A 16,168-nucleotide genomic window follows, 5' to 3' on the forward strand; every position below is an offset into this window, starting at 1 on the left:
GCCGCTCCCTAAGCTGTCAGGCCCGGGCATAGAGAAACCCGCCCAGCTCGCGCCGGGCGGGATCGTCTCAGAAAAAATCAGTCGTCGACGCCGATCTCGTTCTCGAACCCGTCCGTCGGTTCGGCGATATCGTCCAGCGCGTAGCCGTCGCCTTCGAACGTGCCCGTCTCGTTTTCCTGCAGGAAGCCATCCTGGTTCAGGTCATAGGTGTTGAACTGATCCTCGGTCAGGCCCTCGTTATAGCCTGAAAGCGTCCCGAAATCATAGCCGTCGGTGTCTTCGTCCATGTCCTGGGCGACGGCAAAGCCTGTCGTGAGACCGACGACGGCGATGGTGGCAGCAATCGTTTTCATCCTGGTACTCCTTCACTCGTTAACGCGGCGACGGTGCCTGCGGCACGATGGCCGGATTGACTGACGAACAAGAAGAAGTCCGGCGTTGTTCCCGGGGCAGACGCCATCCACCTGCCGCAAACTGACGCGGTGATTGTCGGAGACTTGAACGCGCCCCCGGGTCCGGAGGCGCGCAAATCAGCCGTCCGAACCCTCAGCAGGCGGCCACGGCCCGCTTGGTCATGACCTTCACCAGATGCGCGCGGTAGTCGCCGGTTCCGTGCAGGTCCGAGATCATGCCCGATCCGTCCGGCGTCGCCAGCCCGTCGACCGCTTCGGCCGAGAAGTTGCCCGACAGCGCTTCCTCCGCCTCGGTCCAGCGGAACACTCCACTTTCGGACGCCCCGGTCACGGCCACGCGCACGCCATCGCCGTATCTCGCGACGAAGACCGCCGTCAGCGGGAAGCGCGAGGCAGGCTGGATGAACTTGGCATAGTGCGCAGCGTCGGGGATTTGCATCTTCACCGCCGTCACGATCTCGCCCTCTTCCAGCGCGGTCATGAACATGCCTTGGAAGAACTCGTCAGCCGGGATTTCACGCCGGTCCGTCACGATCACGCCTTTCGAGGCCAGCGTCCCCGCCGGATAGCAGGCCGAGGGGTCGTTGTTGGCGACCGAACCACCGATGGTCCCGCGCGAACGCACCGACGGATCGCCGATCCGACCCGCCAGAGATGAGATCGCTGGATAGCTTTCAGCGGTCTCGCGCATCACGGTGGCGTGGGTGGTCGCGCCGCCGATCCAAAGCTCGCTGCCCTCGACGCGCACGCCTTTCATTTCCTCGATGGCGGACAGGCTGACCACCTTCGACGGCATCGCCAGCCGCTGCTTCATCGTCGGCATCAGCGTCTGCCCGCCCGAGAAGGCCAGCGCCTCTTCCGTCTTCAGGCTGTCCACGGCCGCTTGGATGCTGGTCGGCCGGTCGAATTCGAAATCATACATCTTTTCTATCCCTATCGATGCGGCGGGGCCCAACTGGGCACCCGCCATGGGGAGGTTCCTCAGACCGAGCGGCCCTCGGCCGTATCCGTCGAGCGGGCGGCGGGCTGTGCCGCGCCCATGTTGGCCTTCGCGCCCTGCATCGCCGCCCAGACCCGGTCGGGGCTGGCCGGCATGTTGATGTGGGGCACGTCGTAGCCGCCCCGATGCAGCGCGTCGATGACCGCGTTGATGACCGCGGGCGGCGATCCGATGGCCCCGGCCTCGCCGCAGCCCTTCACGCCCAGCGGGTTGTGGGTACAGGGCGTGACGCAGGAATGGTCCACCTTGAACATCGGCAGATCGGTCGAGCGTGGCATGGCATAATCCATGTAGCTGGCCGAGATCAGCTGCCCGTCTTCGTCATAGGCGCAATTCTCCCACAACGCCTGTCCGATACCTTGCGCCAAACCGCCGTGAACCTGACCTTCGACGATCATCGGATTGATGACGTTGCCGAAATCGTCCGCCGCGGTGAAGCCCATGACCTCGACCCGGCCGGTTTCCTCGTCCACCTCGACCTCGCAGGCATAGCCGCCCGAGGGGTAGGTGAAGTTCGCGGGGTCGTAGAACGCCGTCTCCTCCAGCCCGGGCTCGATATCCTCCAGCGGGTAGTTGTGGGGGACATACGCCGCCAGCGTGACATCGCCCCAGGCGACCGACTTGTCGGTGCCCGCGACGGTGAAGGCCCCGTCCTTCAGCTCGATATCCCCCTCGCTGGCCTCCATCAGGTGGGCCGCGATCTTCTTGGCCTTGTTGATGATCTTCTCGGCCGCGCGGACCATCGCGCTGCCGCCCACGGCGATGGATCGCGAGCCATAGGTGCCCATGCCCATCGGGGTTCGGGCGGTGTCGCCATGCACGATCTCGACCTGGTCGGCATCGATCCCGATCATTTCCGAGATCACCTGCGCGAATGTCGTCTCGTGCCCCTGCCCGTGGCTGTGGCTGCCGGTCATCACGACGATGCCGCCGGTGGCGTTCACCCGAACCGTTGCGCTCTCGTAGAGACCCGCCCGCGCGCCCAGCTGCCCGACAAGGTTCGACGGCGCGATGCCGCACGCCTCGATATAATGGGCGATGCCATAGCCGCGCAGCTTGCCGTTCTTCTTCGACTCGGCCGCACGCGCCTCGAAGCCCGCGTGGTCCGAGACTTCCAGCACCTTGTCCATGGTCGCGTGATAGTCGCCGGTGTCGTATTCGACGGCGACCGGGGTGGCGTATGGGAACTCGGTGATGAAGTTCTGCCGGCGCAGCGCGATCGGATCCACGCCCAGTTCGCGCGCAGCCTTGTCCACCACGCGTTCAAGCTGGAACGTCGCCTCAGGGCGTCCCGCGCCGCGATAGGCGTCGACGGGGACGGTGTTAGTGAAGACCGCCTTCACGTTCACATAGATCAGCGGCGTCTTGTAGTTGCCCGCCATCAGCGTGCCGTGCAGCCATGTCGGGACCGAAGGCGCGAAGGTCGACAAATACGCGCCCATGTTCGCGTAGGTTTCGGTCCGAAGGGCGGTGAAGTTGTTGTCCGCGTCCAGCGCCAGTTCGATCTTGGTGACGTGGTCGCGGCCATGGGCGTCCGACATGAACGCCTCGGACCGGCTGGACGTCCACTTGACGGGACGGCGCAACTGCTTGGCGGCAAAGGTACAGAACGCTTCCTCGGCATAGTGGAAGATCTTGGTGCCGAAGCCGCCGCCTACGTCGGGGGCGACCACGCGCAGCTTGTGCTCGGGAATGCCCAACACAAAGGCCCCCATCAGAAGCCGAATCACATGCGGGTTCTGCGAGGTGGTGTACAGCGTCGACTCGCCCGAATGGGCGGCATAGTCGCCCACGGCCACCCGCGGCTCCATCGGGTTGGCGACCATGCGGTTGTTCACCAACTCCAGCGTGGTGACATGCGCGGCATCCTTGATCGCCTGGTCGACGGCCTCGCGGTTATCCTCGACGAAGCCCCAGTCGTAACACAGGTTCGAGGTCAGATCGTCGTGGACCTTCGGCGCCCCCTCCTGAACGGCGGCCTTCATGTCCATGACGGCCGGAAGGTCCTCGATATCGGGCATGATTGCTTCGGCCGCGTCACGGGCCTGAGCGAGGCTTTCGGCCACCACCACGGCAATCGGGTCGCCCACATGGCGCACCTTGCCTTCCGCCAGAATCGGATGCTTGGGCTCCTGCATGGGCTGGCCGTCGATCGAGGTGATCTGCCAGCCGCAGGGAATGCCGCCGACGCCGTCGAAATCCTTGGCGGTGAAGACCCGCAGCACCCCCGGCATCCCTTCGGCGGCCGACGTGTCGATCCCGTTGATCTTCCCGTGGGCCACGTCCGAGCGCAGGAAATACGCGTAGGCCTGGCCGTGCAGGTTGATGTCGTCCGTATATTGCCCGGTTCCGCTCAGGAACCGGATATCTTCGCGCCGTTTCGAGCTGGCGCCGATGCCACCATCTTTAGGCATGTCGTCTCCTCCCCTCGGGGTCAGATTTTCGGATCGAAAATCTGGTCCCCCGTCATGATTTCACTCGGCCGCGACGGGCTGAACGTCCTGCCCCGATGCCGCCTGCACCGCCTTGATGATGTTGTGGTAGCCTGTGCAGCGGCAGATATTGCCCTCCAGGTGATGCCGGATCTCGGCCTCGCTGGGGGACGGGTTCTCCTTCAGCAGCGCGGTCGCCGCCATGACCATGCCGGGCGTGCAAAAGCCGCACTGAAGGCCGTGATGCTCTTGGAACGCGGCCTGCATCGTGGACAGCGATCCATCGGCGTTGGCCATACCTTCGATGGTGGTGATCTCGGCCCCCTCGCACTCCACCGCCAGGACCGAGCACGACTTCACCGGCTCGCCGTTCATGTGGATGGTACACGCGCCGCACTGGCTGGTGTCGCATCCCACATGGGTGCCCGTCAGGCGCAGGGTCTGCCGGATGAAATCCACCAGAAGCGTTCGGCCTTCGACCTCGCCCGAAACGGCGCGGCCGTTGACCTTCATGTCGACTTTCATGCGAAAATCCTCCCTCTCAATCTTGCTGTCATTCGGCCGAGCCGCGCCCGAACCATCCCTTTTTCTTTGCGGGCTCACCGCCTTCGCCGCCGGCCATCTCTGGCTCGGACTCCGTGCCTGGCCCTTCGACCTGGGCCTTGAAGTCCTCGAAGAACTGATCGGCCATCTTCTTGGCGAAACCGTCGATGATGCGGCTGCCAAGCTGCGCCAGCTTGCCGCCCACCTTGGCCTCGACATCGTAATCCAGACGGGTCTTGCCGTCTTCCTCGGTCAGGACGCATTTCGCCCCGCCCTTCGCGAATCCCGCGGCGCCGCCCTTGCCCTCGCCTTCCAGCGTCAGGCTTTCGGGGGCGTTCATATCGTTGAGGTGGACCTTCCCCTTGAACGTGGCCTTCACGGGTCCGACCTTCTGGACGACGGTCGCGTCGAACCCATCCTCGGGGTTTCCGGCCATCTCCTGGCAGCCGGGCACGCATTCCTTCAGGACGTCGGGGTTCAGCAGTGCCGCCCAGACCTCTTCCCTAGGCGCATCGATGATGCGGTGTCCGCTCAGTTCCATATGGGTGCCTCCCCTTTTTTCGACGAGATGCTACGGCGCCGCGTGGGGCCCGCGATATGCGACCTATGGACAGGTCGTTCGGGGTCCGGCTCCCGCGCGGGCCAAGCCGTGGCGGCGTAGATCTCTGCACCCCGACACTCAGCGCTTCGCGGGGTTCGCCGTCAACCTTATATCCCGGCAAAGGCGATGCGAAATGAACGGCGGCGGCCTGTCCGGCCCCCCGACTTTGGCAGCGGATGACCGCGCCCCCGGAATCGCGTAGGCTGCCGTCATGCTGGACCAAGCCACCCCCGCCCGCCGAGCGCTGGTGATCGACGATCACCCGATGTTCTGCGACGCGCTGGAACTGACCTTGCGCGACTGCGCAGGGTTCGCCGACATCGCCACGGCGGACTCGCTGGCCGGGGGGCTGGACGCGCTCGACGCGGGGGGCGGGTGCGACCTGATCGTGCTGGATCTCAACCTGCCCGACGTCACTGGCCTCGACGGGCTACTGCGGCTGAAATCCCGCGCCCCGGGCACGCCGGTCATCGTCGTCTCGTCGATGACCGAGAATGCAATCATCGCGTCGGCGATGAAGGCGGGTGCCGCGGGCTATGTGCCCAAGCACAGCCCCCATTCCGAATTCCGCGCCGCGATCGCGCGCATCCTGGACGGCGGCACCTACCTGCCCGAGCAGTTCGTGGACGTCGCCGAGCCTGCGGACGGTCCCGACCCGGTCAGCCGGCTGGCCTCACTGACGCCGCAGCAGGCGCGCATCCTCGACCTGATCTGCGACGGCAAGCTGAACAAGCAGATCGCCTTCGACCTGTCCATCGCCGAAACGACCGTGAAAGCGCATGTCACCGCCATCATGCGCAAGCTGTCGGTCCAGTCGCGCACCCAGGCGGTGCTGGTCGCGCAAGAGGCCCGGTTCACGTCGATCTTGCCCGGCAGGCAAAACTGAACGATCCTGCCCCGCGGGAGGAAACCGCAATCCACAGGACGGATCCAGCAGCCATGGCGTCGCCCGTGCAGGGCCAGGTCCCGCACGTCCTGATGCGCTGTGCCATCACCAAGGGCCAGCCGTTCGCGAAGATCGTCGCCCGGCTCGACGGAACGCCCCTTGCGCAGTTGTTCCTGTTTGTCGGACCCACCGCCGATTTCGACCACGTCGTCGCCGAGGCCGCCCGCGCCTATCCCGACATTCCCACCGTCGCGTGCACCACGGCGGGCGAGATCGGGCCCATGGGCTATGCCGAGGACACCATCATCGCGGTCGGCCTTCCGGACCGCGATTTCGCCACCTCCGTGATCCTGGCACCTTCCCTCGACAGGCTGCACGGGCACGGCCTGACCGATCGCGTCGTTCAGGCCCGGGTCGAACTGACGGGACGGCGCCCGGGCTTCCCGACCGCATTCGCCTTCGCGATGATCGACGGCCTGTCGCGACGCGAGGACGCCGTGCTGTCGCAGATCGCACCGGCACTGGGGCCTCTGCCCCTGTTCGGCGGGTCGGCCGGCGACGGGCGCGCGTTCGGCCGTACGAAACTGGGCCTGAACGGGACCGTCCACGACAATGCCGCGATCCTGTCGCTGGTGACCACGGCGTGCCGCGCGCAGGTCTTCAGCCTCGATCACATGACACCCACCCCGACGCGCATGGTCGTCACCGCCGCCGACCCCGAAACGCGCTGCGTGAAGCAGATCAACGGCGCACCGGCCGCGAGCGAATACGCCCGCCTGATAGGCACCGATCCCGCCCAGCTCGATACGTTCACCTTCGCCTCGCACCCCGTCGTGGTCCGGCTGGGCGACACCCACCATGTCCGTGCGATCCAGCGGGTGACTCCCGGGGGGGATCTGGTTTTCTTCTCGGCGATCGAGGAAGGGATGGTTCTGTCGGTCGCGCGTTCCTCGGACATGGCGGGGCATCTGCACCGGGAACTCGCGGGTCTGGGGCGCCATGGTCCTCCGGCGGACATCCTGGGCTGCGATTGCATCCTGCGCCGGATCGAGGCCGAGCAATCCCAGCAAAGCCACCGGGTGTCGGAGATTCTCGCGCGGCACCGCGTCGTCGGCTTTTCCACCTATGGCGAGCAGATCGGGCCGATGCACGTCAACCACACCATGACCGGCGTGGCGCTTTATCCCCCGCCGCACACGGCAGACCCGGCATGAGCGATGCACCCGGACTGATCGACCCCGCCGACCCCGTCGAGGTCCAGAACGCCAAGCTGATGCGCATCGCGCAATCGCTGATGCGCAAGGTCGAACAAGCCGGCAGCGACCCCGGCCTCGCCTATTCCCAGTTCGAGCGTGCGGCCCTTCTGGAGGCGCAGGTCCGCCAGCGCACCGTCGACCTGGAACGCACGCTTGCCCTGCTGCACGAGGCCAACGCCGCGGCCGAGGCGGCACGGTCGAACATGGCCGAGGCCGTGGAGTCGGTGCAGGAGGGATTTGCGCTGTTCGATCACTCGGACCACCTGGTCATGTCGAACTCGCGCTTCTGCCGCGAGATCGCCGACATCGTCCCCCGGATCGAACCCGGGCTACCCTTTGCCGACTATGTCGCGCTGGTGTCGCAGTCGATCTATCTGGCGCTGCCGGAAGGCGAAACGCGGGCGCAGTGGATGGCCCGCCGGATGGCACGGCACGCCGACGACAGCACCGTGTTCAACGTCCGCCTCACCCGGGACCGCTGGCTTCAGGTGGGCGAGCACCGCACCGCCTCGGGCGGAACCGTGATCCTGCAGACCGACGTGTCCGAGATCATGCGCGCCGAGCGGGTCAAACGCGACCGGCTGCTGGACGAACAGGCGCAGATGGTGCGCGCCACCCTCGACCACCTGAACCAAGGGGTGTGCATCTTCTCGGCCCGGCAGCGGCTGGTCGGCTGGAACGACCGGATGGAGGACCTTCTGGACCGCCCCATCGACGGGCAGGTCCTGGGCATCCGCTTCACCGCGCTGGTCGAACGCTTGGACGAACAGATCGCGTTCTCGTCCCATTTCACGCGCGAGCATCTGATCGCCTGGGCGAACCGCACCCGCCCGCGCCGCCCCATCAGCTTCGAGGTCAACCGCGGCCGTGACGCCATCCTGTCGGTCTTCGCGCAAGAGATTCCCGACCGAGGCTTCGTCATCTCGTTCACCGATGTCACCGCCGAACGCGAGGCCGAGCGGGCCTTGCGAGACATGAACGAAACGCTGGAACGCCGGGTCGAGGAACGCACCGAGGAGCTCGGCATCGCCTTGGAGGAAGCCCGCCGCGCCAACGCCTCAAAGACGCGCTTCGTCGCCGCGGCCTCGCACGACCTGCTGCAACCTCTCTCGGCGGCCAAACTCTTCGTCTCGCACCTGGAGGAACGGGCGGGCAGCGACGCCGCGCGGGCGACCGCGTCGAAGGCCGTCTCGGCCCTGTCCTCGGTCGAGCAGATCATCGAGGCGCTTCTGGATATATCGAAGCTGGATTCCGGTCAGGCCACGATGCGCGTGCAGGAGGTCGAACTGGGCCGCATCCTGCATTCCCTGCAAAGCGAGCTTGGCCCCGCTGCCGACGCGAAGGGCCTGCGGCTGAAGATCCTTGACAGCACGCATATCGTGCGCTCCGACCCGGTCTTTCTGCGCCGGATCCTTCAAAATCTCGTCTCGAACGCCATCCGCTATACTTCGGCGGGCCGCGTTCTGGTGGGCGCGCGCCGCTTGGGCGGCACCACGCGGATCGAGGTCCGCGACACCGGACCCGGCATCGCGGACGAGGACCGCGCCACGATCTTCCAGGAGTTCCGGCAGCTCGGCCCTTCGGCCTCCGGCGCGCAGGGGCTCGGCCTCGGCCTGGCGATCGTCGAACGGGCTTGCGGCATGCTGGGTCATCCGCTGGACCTGCTGTCCGTTCCCGGCCGGGGATCGACCTTTTCGGTCACGGTTCCACGGCTTTCGACCCTGCCCCAGGCGCGACCGCCCCGGAACGACGGATTGGCCCCCCGCACCCGCGGCCTCGTCGTGCTGCTGGTCGAGAACGATGCCGAAATGTCCGCCGCCCTGACCCTGATGATCGAATCCTGGGACAATCACGTCATCCCGGCCGACAGCGGCGAAGCGGCGATGGATCTTCTGGCCGAGATCGACATCATTCCCGACAGGCTTCTGATCGACTATCAGCTGGGGGACGGCATGACCGGACTGGACCTGATCGCCGTGCTGCGGACCCGTCACGGCCCGATTCCCGCCGCCGTCATCTCGGCCAGCCGGCACGAGGATATTGCCGCAAGCTGCGCCGCAGCCGGCGTTTCGCTGATCCCCAAACCATTGGACCGACATCGCCTGATCCGCCTCATCGACGACCCCGCCGATGCCCAAGCGTAACCCTTCGGCAACACCCTGGAACTTCCGGCGCGCGGGCGAATTGTTTCCGCCAACGGCCCATCTTGTGCCCAAATCGCCGGGCAGGATGGGCGAATGGAGTGAACCAGGGAACCGCCGTCATGCGCGCCAAATCAACCAAATCGCATCAGCCCGCCCGCCAGACCCCCCCGAAGCCCGTGCGCTTCGACGACTGGGCGATGATCTGATCCACCGCGGCGTGGGGCGGTCCGCATGACCGGAACGCCCCTGAGCACGCTGCGCAATATCGGCCCGCGATGTCCGACGCTTTCGCGCGGATCGGCATCCATTCGGTCGAAAACTATCGTGCGGTCGGGGTCGATCATGCGTATGCGCGCATGATCGCCGGCGGGGACGCCCCGCACATCATGAAGTTCATCGCCTTGGCGATGGCGCTTGAAGACCGCGATTGGCGGGCCGCAGATCCGGCCATGATGGCCAATCTGCGGGAGCGGCACGCGGCGATTCTGGCGACCGTCAAAGCGGGACACCTGCCGCCTGCAGCCCCCGAGGACAACGATCCACTGCCCCCACCCCTGTCGAGGTTTCTCGATGACATGGGGCTTCGGAACCGCTGACGCGCCGGGTCGTTTGCCACCCATGACACAGCATCCCGATCTTCTCCGCCTCGAACGGCTCGATCGCCTGTCGCGCCGGATGGATACCGCGTTCCGCGTGCCGGGGATCGGACTGCGCGTCGGCTGGGATTCCATCATAGGCCTGATCCCCGGCGTCGGCGACGCGGCGGCCGCAGCGCCCGCCGCATGGATCGTCTATGAAAGCTACCGAATGGGCCTGCCGCGCCACAAATTGCTACAGCAAGGCGTCAATGTCGGTCTGGACGTGGCCGTCGGCACCATCCCTCTGCTCGGCGACCTCTTCGACGCAAAGTTCAAGGCGAACCGCCGGAATGTCGGCATTCTGCGCGATCACGTGGAACGCGGCATGCGCGCCGGGACGCATACCGGCGAAGGCGCCCTCAGCTCGCACCACCCCTCCTATGGCGGGAAAGCCTGAGCACCGTTCCGGGGCGGAGATTCTGGGGCGGGATGGCGCCGGAAATCGTGCCCGCACCACCGCATTTGCCAAGCTCAGCCCCCGGATCGCCCTACAGTAGGTAAGGCACCGTCAGACCGGCGAACGCGACGATCACCAGTGGCATCATCCACGGACGACGCGCGCCTGTCGGTGTCCTCCGGGACGGCACAGCGCGGCGGGCCATGTCATAGGCCGCCTCGCCACGGGCAATCCGGCCGCGGCGCATGTAATAGGCGGTGTCGATGCTGCCATCGGCGCGGGTTCTGATCGGATCGGTCATCTCGTGGTCCTCCTGCATATCTTCCGATCCCATCCTGCGACAGGACGGCAGACGGCACTTGAAGACCGCCTTCAGAAGACCTGAAGGTTCCCGTGATTTTCGCCCGAGATTGTCCGTCCCGCTTGTGCGCGTTCCCGCGCGTGGGGCACAATCGCGGGATGGCCTATGCATTCGCCGATTGCGTCCTGGACGAGACGTCCCACCGGCTTTTACGCTCCGGCACACCCGTGCATGTCGAGCCGCAGGTGTTCGACCTGTTGATCGCGCTGGTTCGGACCGCGCCCGGTTTGCTCAGCTATGACGACATGATCGAACGGGTCTGGCACGGGCGGATCGTGTCGGATGCGACCCTCAGCGCCCGGATCAGTTCGGCCCGCGCAGCGGTCGGGGACAGCGGCAAGGCCCAGTCCGTGATCCGCACCATACCGCGCCGCGGGGTACAGCTGGTCTGCCCCGTCCATCTGGCCCCCGGCATCGGCGAGAGGGTAACGCCGGCGCCGGACCCGCGGGTCATCCCGCGTCAGACCATTCGTTATGCCGCATCCGCCGACGGCACGGGCATCGCCTATGCTGTCTCGGACGCCGAGGGGCCGCCGCTCGTCCGCGGTGCGCACTGGATCTCGCATCTGGAGCATGACTGGACCAGCCCGCTCTGGCGTCCATGGCTCGATCGGCTCGGGGCGGGACGGCGGCTGATCCGCTATGACGCGCGGGGGACGGGCTTGTCCGAGCGGCACCCCCCGCGGCGCTCGCAGGGGGATTTCGTGGCGGACCTGGCCGCGGTGATCGCGGCGGCGGGGGCCGATCCCGCAGACATATTCGCCGTGTCCCAAAGCGCCCCGGTCGCGCTCGCGTTCGCCGCCACCCATCCGGACCGGGTGCGCAGACTCGTGCTGGTGAACGGCTTCGTCCAGGGCAGCTATGCGCGCGGAGAGATCGACAGGACGGACGCGGTGATCGCCATGATACGGGCGGGCTGGGGCCTTCCCGGCAGCCCCTTCGTCAAGGCCGTGGCGACCGTGTTCATGCCCCGCGCGACAGAGGTCGAACTGGCCAGTTTCGTCGAGATGCAAACCCGGTCCGCCAACAGCGAAGAGGCCGCCGCGATGCGCAGGGCCGTGGGGCATTTCGACGTCAGCGCCATTTTGGAACAGGTCACCGCCCCGGTTCTGGTCATGGCGTCAGTGGGCGATGCCGTGCACCCCCAGGCGCAGAGCCGTCAGCTCGCCCGCACCTTGCCCAATGCCGAGTTTCTGTCGCTCGACACGGACAATCACGTCATCGCCCCGTCGGAAGCGGCCTTCGCCGTGATGATGGACGAAACGGATCGTTTCCTGGCCGGATGACGTAGACCGAGCGCGGCCGCCCGGACTCGTTGCCCGCTCCGGCATCGCAGGTGGTCAAACTCGGTGAGCGCGGAACAAAAAAAAGGCCCCCGAAAACCGAGGGCCTTTTCAAATCGTCGCGAAAATCGTTGGCTCAGCCGACCAGTTCGAGGCCCGAGAAGAAATAGGCGATCTCTTCCTTCGCCGTCTCAGGCGCGTCAGAGCCGTGGACCGAGTTCTCGCCGACCGACTCGGCGAATTCGGCGCGGATCGTGCCCGATTCCGCATCGGCGGGGTTCGTGGCGCCCATCACTTCGCGGTTCTTCGCGATGGCGTTGTCGCCTTCCAGCACCTGCACGACCACCGGCTCGCTGGCCATGAAGTCCACCAGCTCCTGATAGAACGGACGCTCGGCATGGACCTTGTAGAACTCGCCCGCCTGCGCCTTGGTCAGGTGGATGCGCTTTTGCGCGACGATGCGCAGGCCGGCATCCTCGAACTTGGCGTTGATCTTGCCGGTCAGGTTGCGGCGGGTGGCGTCGGGCTTGATGATCGACAGGGTGCGTTCGGTGGCCATGGGTGCCTCTTCGTTTCGGGCGGCCCGCCCCATGCGGGTCCGCGAATTGCCCGCCTGCTAGCACGGGCCTCTCCGAAGGGAAAGCCGCAGACGCGCCGTCTTCCGCCCGGGCGCGGCCTCTGCTAGGGCGCGTCCATGCTTCGAATTCGCGACATCTCGTACTCCATCGCCGGCCGCCCCCTGTTCGAGGGGGCCTCGGCCGATATTCCCGACGGCCACAAGGTCGGCGTGGTGGGCCGCAACGGCACCGGCAAGACCACGCTGTTCGGCCTGATCCGGGGCGAGATTGCCCTGGAAGGCGGCTCCATCGACCTGCCCAGACAGGCCCGCATCGGCGGCGTCCGGCAAGAGGTGCCGTCGTCCCAGACCACGCTTCTGGACACCGTCCTCGACGCCGATACTGAACGCGCCGGCCTGATGGCCGAGGCCGAGACCGCCGCCGACCCCGCCCGCATCGCCGAGATCCAGACGCGGCTGGCCGATATCGACGCCTGGTCGGCGGAAGGCCGCGCAACGCAGATCCTGCGCGGGCTGGGCTTCACCCAGGCCGAGATCGCGATGCCGTGCTCGGCCTTCTCGGGCGGCTGGCGGATGCGCGTGGCCTTGGCCGGCGTGCTTTTCGCCGCGCCCGACGTGCTGCTGCTGGACGAGCCGACGAACTATCTCGACCTCGAAGGCGCGCTGTGGCTGGAAAGCTATCTGACGCGCTATCCGCACACGGTCATCGTCATCTCCCACGACCGCGGCTTGCTGAACCGGTCCGTGGGCTCGATCCTGCATCTCGAGGATCGCAAGCTCACGCTGTATTCCGGCGGGTATGACACCTTCGCGCGCACCCGCGCCGCGCGGCTGGCCGCCAAGGAGGCTGCAATCTCCAAGCAGGATGCGCGCCGCGCCCACCTGCAAAGCTTCGTCGACCGCTTCCGCGCCAAGGCCACCAAGGCCAAGCAGGCCCAATCCCGCCTGAAGATGATCGAGAAGATGGAGACGATCACAACCCCGCAGGAGGCCGCGCTGCGCGCCTTCACCTTCCCCGAACCCGAGGAACTGTCGCCCCCCATCGTGAACCTCGAAAGCGCCTCGGTCGGCTATGGCGACCGCACGGTGCTGGGCAAGCTGAACCTGCGCATCGACCAGGACGACCGCATCGCGCTTCTGGGGCGCAACGGCGAAGGGAAATCGACCCTGTCCAAGCTTCTTGCGGGACGGCTCGACGCTATGGGCGGGCGCGTCACGACCTCGTCGAAACTGCGCGTCGGCTACTTCGCCCAGCACCAGGTCGACGAGCTTCATATCGACGAGACGCCGCTGGACCACGTGCGCCAGCTGCGCCCGCTCGAAGCACCCGCCCGTCTGCGCGCCCGGCTGGCCGGGTTCGGCCTGACCGCCGATCAGGCGGACACGGTCGTCGGCTCCCTCTCGGGCGGGCAGAAGGCCCGCCTGTCGCTGCTGATCGCGACCATCGACGCGCCCCACATGCTGATCCTGGACGAGCCGACGAACCACCTCGACATCGAAAGCCGCGAGGCGCTGGTCGAGGCGCTGACCGCCTATTCGGGCGCCGTCATCCTCGTCAGCCACGACATGCACCTGCTCAGCCTCGTCGCCGACCGCCTCTGGCTGGTCAAGGACGGGCGCGTCGCCCCGTTCGAGGACGACCTCGACGCCTATCGCAAGATGCTCCTGACGGGCGAGGATCAACAGAAGCCCGAAAAGCCGAAACCCGCGGCCAAACCCGCCAAACCCTCGCGCGACCAGGTCCTCGCCCTGAGGTCCGAGGTGCGAAAGGCCGAGGCCCGCGTCGCCAAATTGACCGAGATGCGCGACAAGCTGGCCAAGAAGCTGGCCGATCCCACCCTCTACGAAGACGACCGCGTGGGCGAACTCGCCACCTGGAACAAGAAATACGCCGAAGTCATGGGCGCCATGGACAAAGCCGAAGCGCTCTGGATGGCCTCGCTGGAAAAGCTCGAAACCGCGGAACACTGATGCCCCCGCCCGCCCTCTTCACCCTTGTCCAAATACCCCCGCCGAAGGCACCGCGCCGCAAGGCGCGGGTCACCCCCCGATGACGCCCGACTTCCTCATCACCGCCTTCGTCACGCTGTTCGTCGTGATCGACCCCGTGGGCACCACGCCGGTCTTCGTCGCGCTGACCGGCGGGATGACCTCCGCCCGGCGCCGGGCCATCGCGCGCCGGGCGTGCCTCATCGGCCTGCTGATCCTTCTGGCCTTCGGCCTCTTCGGCGAAGCGGTCCTGGGCTTCATCGGCATCTCCATGCCCGCCTTCCGCATCGCGGGCGGCCTTTTGCTGTTCCTCACCGCGCTCGAGATGCTGTTCGGCCGCCGCACCCAGCGCCGCCAGTCCCAGGCCGAGGCGGCCGACGACGATCCCTCCGACGACCCTTCGGTCTTCCCCCTTGCGATCCCGCTGCTTGCCGGGCCCGGCTCCATCGCCTCGCTGATCCTGCTGACCGACCAGGGCGGCGGCGGACCGGCGACGTTGGCGGGGCTCTTCGCCGTGATCGCCGTAATCTACGCGATTTGCTACCTTCTGTTCATGGCCGCCGGCGCGATCGAGCGTGGCCTCGGCGATACCGGCATCCTCGTTGTCACTCGCCTTCTGGGCATGCTCCTGGCCGCACTCTCGGTCCAGTTCGTGCTGGACGGCCTGGTGAACGCAGGCCTTGGCCCGTGATCTGGAAAACGCCGGCCCCGACCACCATATCCGGGGCATGACAGGCGACCAGACCGCATCCCTTCTTTATCTCGCCCTGCTCGGCGCGGCGATCTTCGGCTATTTCATCGCTTCGAACCGGCAGAACATGGGTAAGACCCTGCGCCAGTTGGCCCTGTGGGGGCTTATCTTCCTCGGCGCCATCGCCATCGCCGGCCTCTGGCCCGGCATCCGCGACACCGTCGCCCCCCGGCAAAGCTTCACCTCCACCGGCAGCCTTCAGGTCCCGCGCGGTGTCGACGGGCATTACCACGTGACGATGGGGATCAACGACGTGCCCATCGACTTCATCGTCGACACCGGCGCCTCGGACATGGTGCTCAGCCAGAACGACGCGCGCCGCGCGGGGATCGAGCCCGATACACTCGCCTATCTCGGCCGCGCACAGACCGCCAACGGAACGGTGCCCCTGGCGCGCGTCCGTCTCGACCGCGTCAGCCTCGGCCCTGTCATCGAACGCGGCGTCCCTGCCTCAGTCAATGGCGGAGAGATGTCGGGCTCCCTGCTGGGGATGAGCTATCTCAGTCGGTTCGGCCAGATCACGATCCAAGACGACACGCTGACCCTCACACGCTGACCCACCGCACGCCGCCTTCGCTTCAACTTAACCGCGCGCGACGCATATCCCCACCGCGCGCAATTGGAAGAACAGCGAGGCCCAGGGGGATGGTTCGGTCTGACACGCCGGACAGGTCCGACCACAGGTCTCACCGGTGAGATCGCAGGCAGGGGGTGACGCCCCGCCCCAATCCTCGCGTCCCCGCAGGTGGCGCCACCGACTTCCATATCACGAACCGACCACTACCCGGCCCGGCCCACGCCGTCGCCGGGCCACCGGCGTTCCGCCATGCGCGTCTTCCGCCCCGGGCCTTATCCAGAGGTTCCAACTTTCATCCTTGCCGGAATGCCCCGAGGGTC

16 protein-coding genes are annotated in these 16,168 nt (G+C 66.7%); 9 read left to right on the forward strand and 7 right to left on the reverse strand.

What is annotated here, in order from left to right; translation table 11 throughout:
- Nucleotides 1-77: 77 nt before the first annotated feature.
- The 5 genes from PAA8504_RS09075 to PAA8504_RS09095 all read right to left on the reverse strand — a co-directional run bounded on the left by PAA8504_RS09075 (nucleotide 78) and on the right by PAA8504_RS09095 (nucleotide 4,929).
- On the reverse strand, nucleotides 78-353 hold the full coding sequence (locus PAA8504_RS09075; RefSeq protein ID WP_108893861.1) for a hypothetical protein: 276 nt from the start codon (nucleotides 351-353) through the stop codon (nucleotides 78-80).
- A 193-nt stretch (nucleotides 354-546) separates the two neighbouring features.
- On the reverse strand, nucleotides 547-1,335 hold the full coding sequence (locus tag PAA8504_RS09080) for an FAD binding domain-containing protein (RefSeq protein ID WP_108894077.1): 789 nt from the start codon (nucleotides 1,333-1,335) through the stop codon (nucleotides 547-549).
- Nucleotides 1,336-1,394: 59 nt separating this feature from the next.
- Entirely contained in the window at nucleotides 1,395-3,827 is a 2,433-nt protein-coding gene (locus PAA8504_RS09085; protein WP_108893862.1) for a xanthine dehydrogenase family protein molybdopterin-binding subunit, read from the reverse strand.
- A gap of 60 nt (nucleotides 3,828-3,887) precedes the next feature.
- Nucleotides 3,888-4,370, reverse strand: a complete 483-nt coding sequence (locus PAA8504_RS09090) for a (2Fe-2S)-binding protein (RefSeq protein WP_245897573.1) — start codon at nucleotides 4,368-4,370, stop codon at nucleotides 3,888-3,890.
- A 28-nt stretch (nucleotides 4,371-4,398) separates the two neighbouring features.
- Entirely contained in the window at nucleotides 4,399-4,929 is a 531-nt protein-coding gene (locus PAA8504_RS09095; RefSeq protein ID WP_108893863.1) for an SRPBCC family protein, read from the reverse strand.
- A 271-nt stretch (nucleotides 4,930-5,200) separates the two neighbouring features.
- On the opposite strand from PAA8504_RS09095, the gene PAA8504_RS09100 reads away from it, so the two are divergent.
- The 5 genes from PAA8504_RS09100 (at nucleotide 5,201) to PAA8504_RS09120 (ending at nucleotide 10,310) form a co-directional block, all read left to right on the forward strand.
- Nucleotides 5,201-5,875, forward strand: a complete 675-nt coding sequence (locus tag PAA8504_RS09100; protein ID WP_108893864.1) for a response regulator — start codon at nucleotides 5,201-5,203, stop codon at nucleotides 5,873-5,875.
- Between the two features lie 53 nt (nucleotides 5,876-5,928).
- The gene (locus tag PAA8504_RS09105) at nucleotides 5,929-7,089 is read left to right on the forward strand and encodes an FIST N-terminal domain-containing protein (RefSeq protein ID WP_245897574.1); all 1,161 of its coding nucleotides are present in this window, start codon (nucleotides 5,929-5,931) and stop codon (nucleotides 7,087-7,089) included.
- A complete protein-coding gene (locus PAA8504_RS09110) occupies nucleotides 7,086-9,275 on the forward strand; it encodes a hybrid sensor histidine kinase/response regulator (RefSeq protein WP_108893865.1) in 2,190 nt (729 codons plus the stop codon). The genes PAA8504_RS09105 and PAA8504_RS09110 overlap by 4 nt, the downstream gene beginning before the upstream one ends.
- 275 nt (nucleotides 9,276-9,550) lie before the next feature.
- On the forward strand, nucleotides 9,551-9,871 hold the full coding sequence (locus PAA8504_RS09115; RefSeq protein ID WP_108893866.1) for a TfoX/Sxy family DNA transformation protein: 321 nt from the start codon (nucleotides 9,551-9,553) through the stop codon (nucleotides 9,869-9,871).
- Nucleotides 9,872-9,893: 22 nt separating this feature from the next.
- The gene (locus PAA8504_RS09120; RefSeq protein WP_108893867.1) at nucleotides 9,894-10,310 is read left to right on the forward strand and encodes a DUF4112 domain-containing protein; all 417 of its coding nucleotides are present in this window, start codon (nucleotides 9,894-9,896) and stop codon (nucleotides 10,308-10,310) included.
- A 91-nt stretch (nucleotides 10,311-10,401) separates the two neighbouring features.
- Here PAA8504_RS09120 and PAA8504_RS09125 read toward each other — a convergent pair whose 3' ends face one another.
- Nucleotides 10,402-10,611, reverse strand: a complete 210-nt coding sequence (locus PAA8504_RS09125) for a hypothetical protein (protein ID WP_146190473.1) — start codon at nucleotides 10,609-10,611, stop codon at nucleotides 10,402-10,404.
- A gap of 158 nt (nucleotides 10,612-10,769) precedes the next feature.
- Between PAA8504_RS09125 and PAA8504_RS09130 the strand changes: the two genes are divergently transcribed.
- Entirely contained in the window at nucleotides 10,770-11,957 is a 1,188-nt protein-coding gene (locus tag PAA8504_RS09130) for an alpha/beta hydrolase (RefSeq protein ID WP_146190474.1), read from the forward strand.
- A 133-nt stretch (nucleotides 11,958-12,090) separates the two neighbouring features.
- Here the strand turns inward: PAA8504_RS09130 and ndk are convergent, their stop codons facing one another.
- A complete protein-coding gene (gene ndk, locus PAA8504_RS09135; RefSeq protein ID WP_108893870.1) occupies nucleotides 12,091-12,513 on the reverse strand; it encodes a nucleoside-diphosphate kinase in 423 nt (140 codons plus the stop codon).
- Nucleotides 12,514-12,648: 135 nt separating this feature from the next.
- On the opposite strand from ndk, the gene PAA8504_RS09140 reads away from it, so the two are divergent.
- The 3 genes from PAA8504_RS09140 to PAA8504_RS09150 all read left to right on the forward strand — a co-directional run bounded on the left by PAA8504_RS09140 (nucleotide 12,649) and on the right by PAA8504_RS09150 (nucleotide 15,827).
- Nucleotides 12,649-14,502 carry an ABC-F family ATP-binding cassette domain-containing protein gene (locus tag PAA8504_RS09140; protein ID WP_108893871.1) on the forward strand — a complete coding sequence of 618 codons (1,854 nt, stop codon included), beginning with the start codon at nucleotides 12,649-12,651 and terminating at the stop codon, nucleotides 14,500-14,502.
- Nucleotides 14,503-14,581: 79 nt separating this feature from the next.
- On the forward strand, nucleotides 14,582-15,211 hold the full coding sequence (locus PAA8504_RS09145; RefSeq protein ID WP_108893872.1) for a MarC family protein: 630 nt from the start codon (nucleotides 14,582-14,584) through the stop codon (nucleotides 15,209-15,211).
- Nucleotides 15,201-15,827: a retropepsin-like aspartic protease family protein gene (locus tag PAA8504_RS09150; protein WP_306419526.1), complete on the forward strand. Its 627-nt coding sequence runs from the start codon at nucleotides 15,201-15,203 to the stop codon at nucleotides 15,825-15,827. Before PAA8504_RS09145 ends, PAA8504_RS09150 begins: the two co-directional genes overlap by 11 nt.
- Nucleotides 15,828-16,168 lie beyond the last annotated feature (341 nt).

Origin of the sequence: Palleronia abyssalis (assembly GCF_900302445.1) — a bacterium.
GTDB lineage: Bacteria > Pseudomonadota > Alphaproteobacteria > Rhodobacterales > Rhodobacteraceae > Palleronia > Palleronia abyssalis.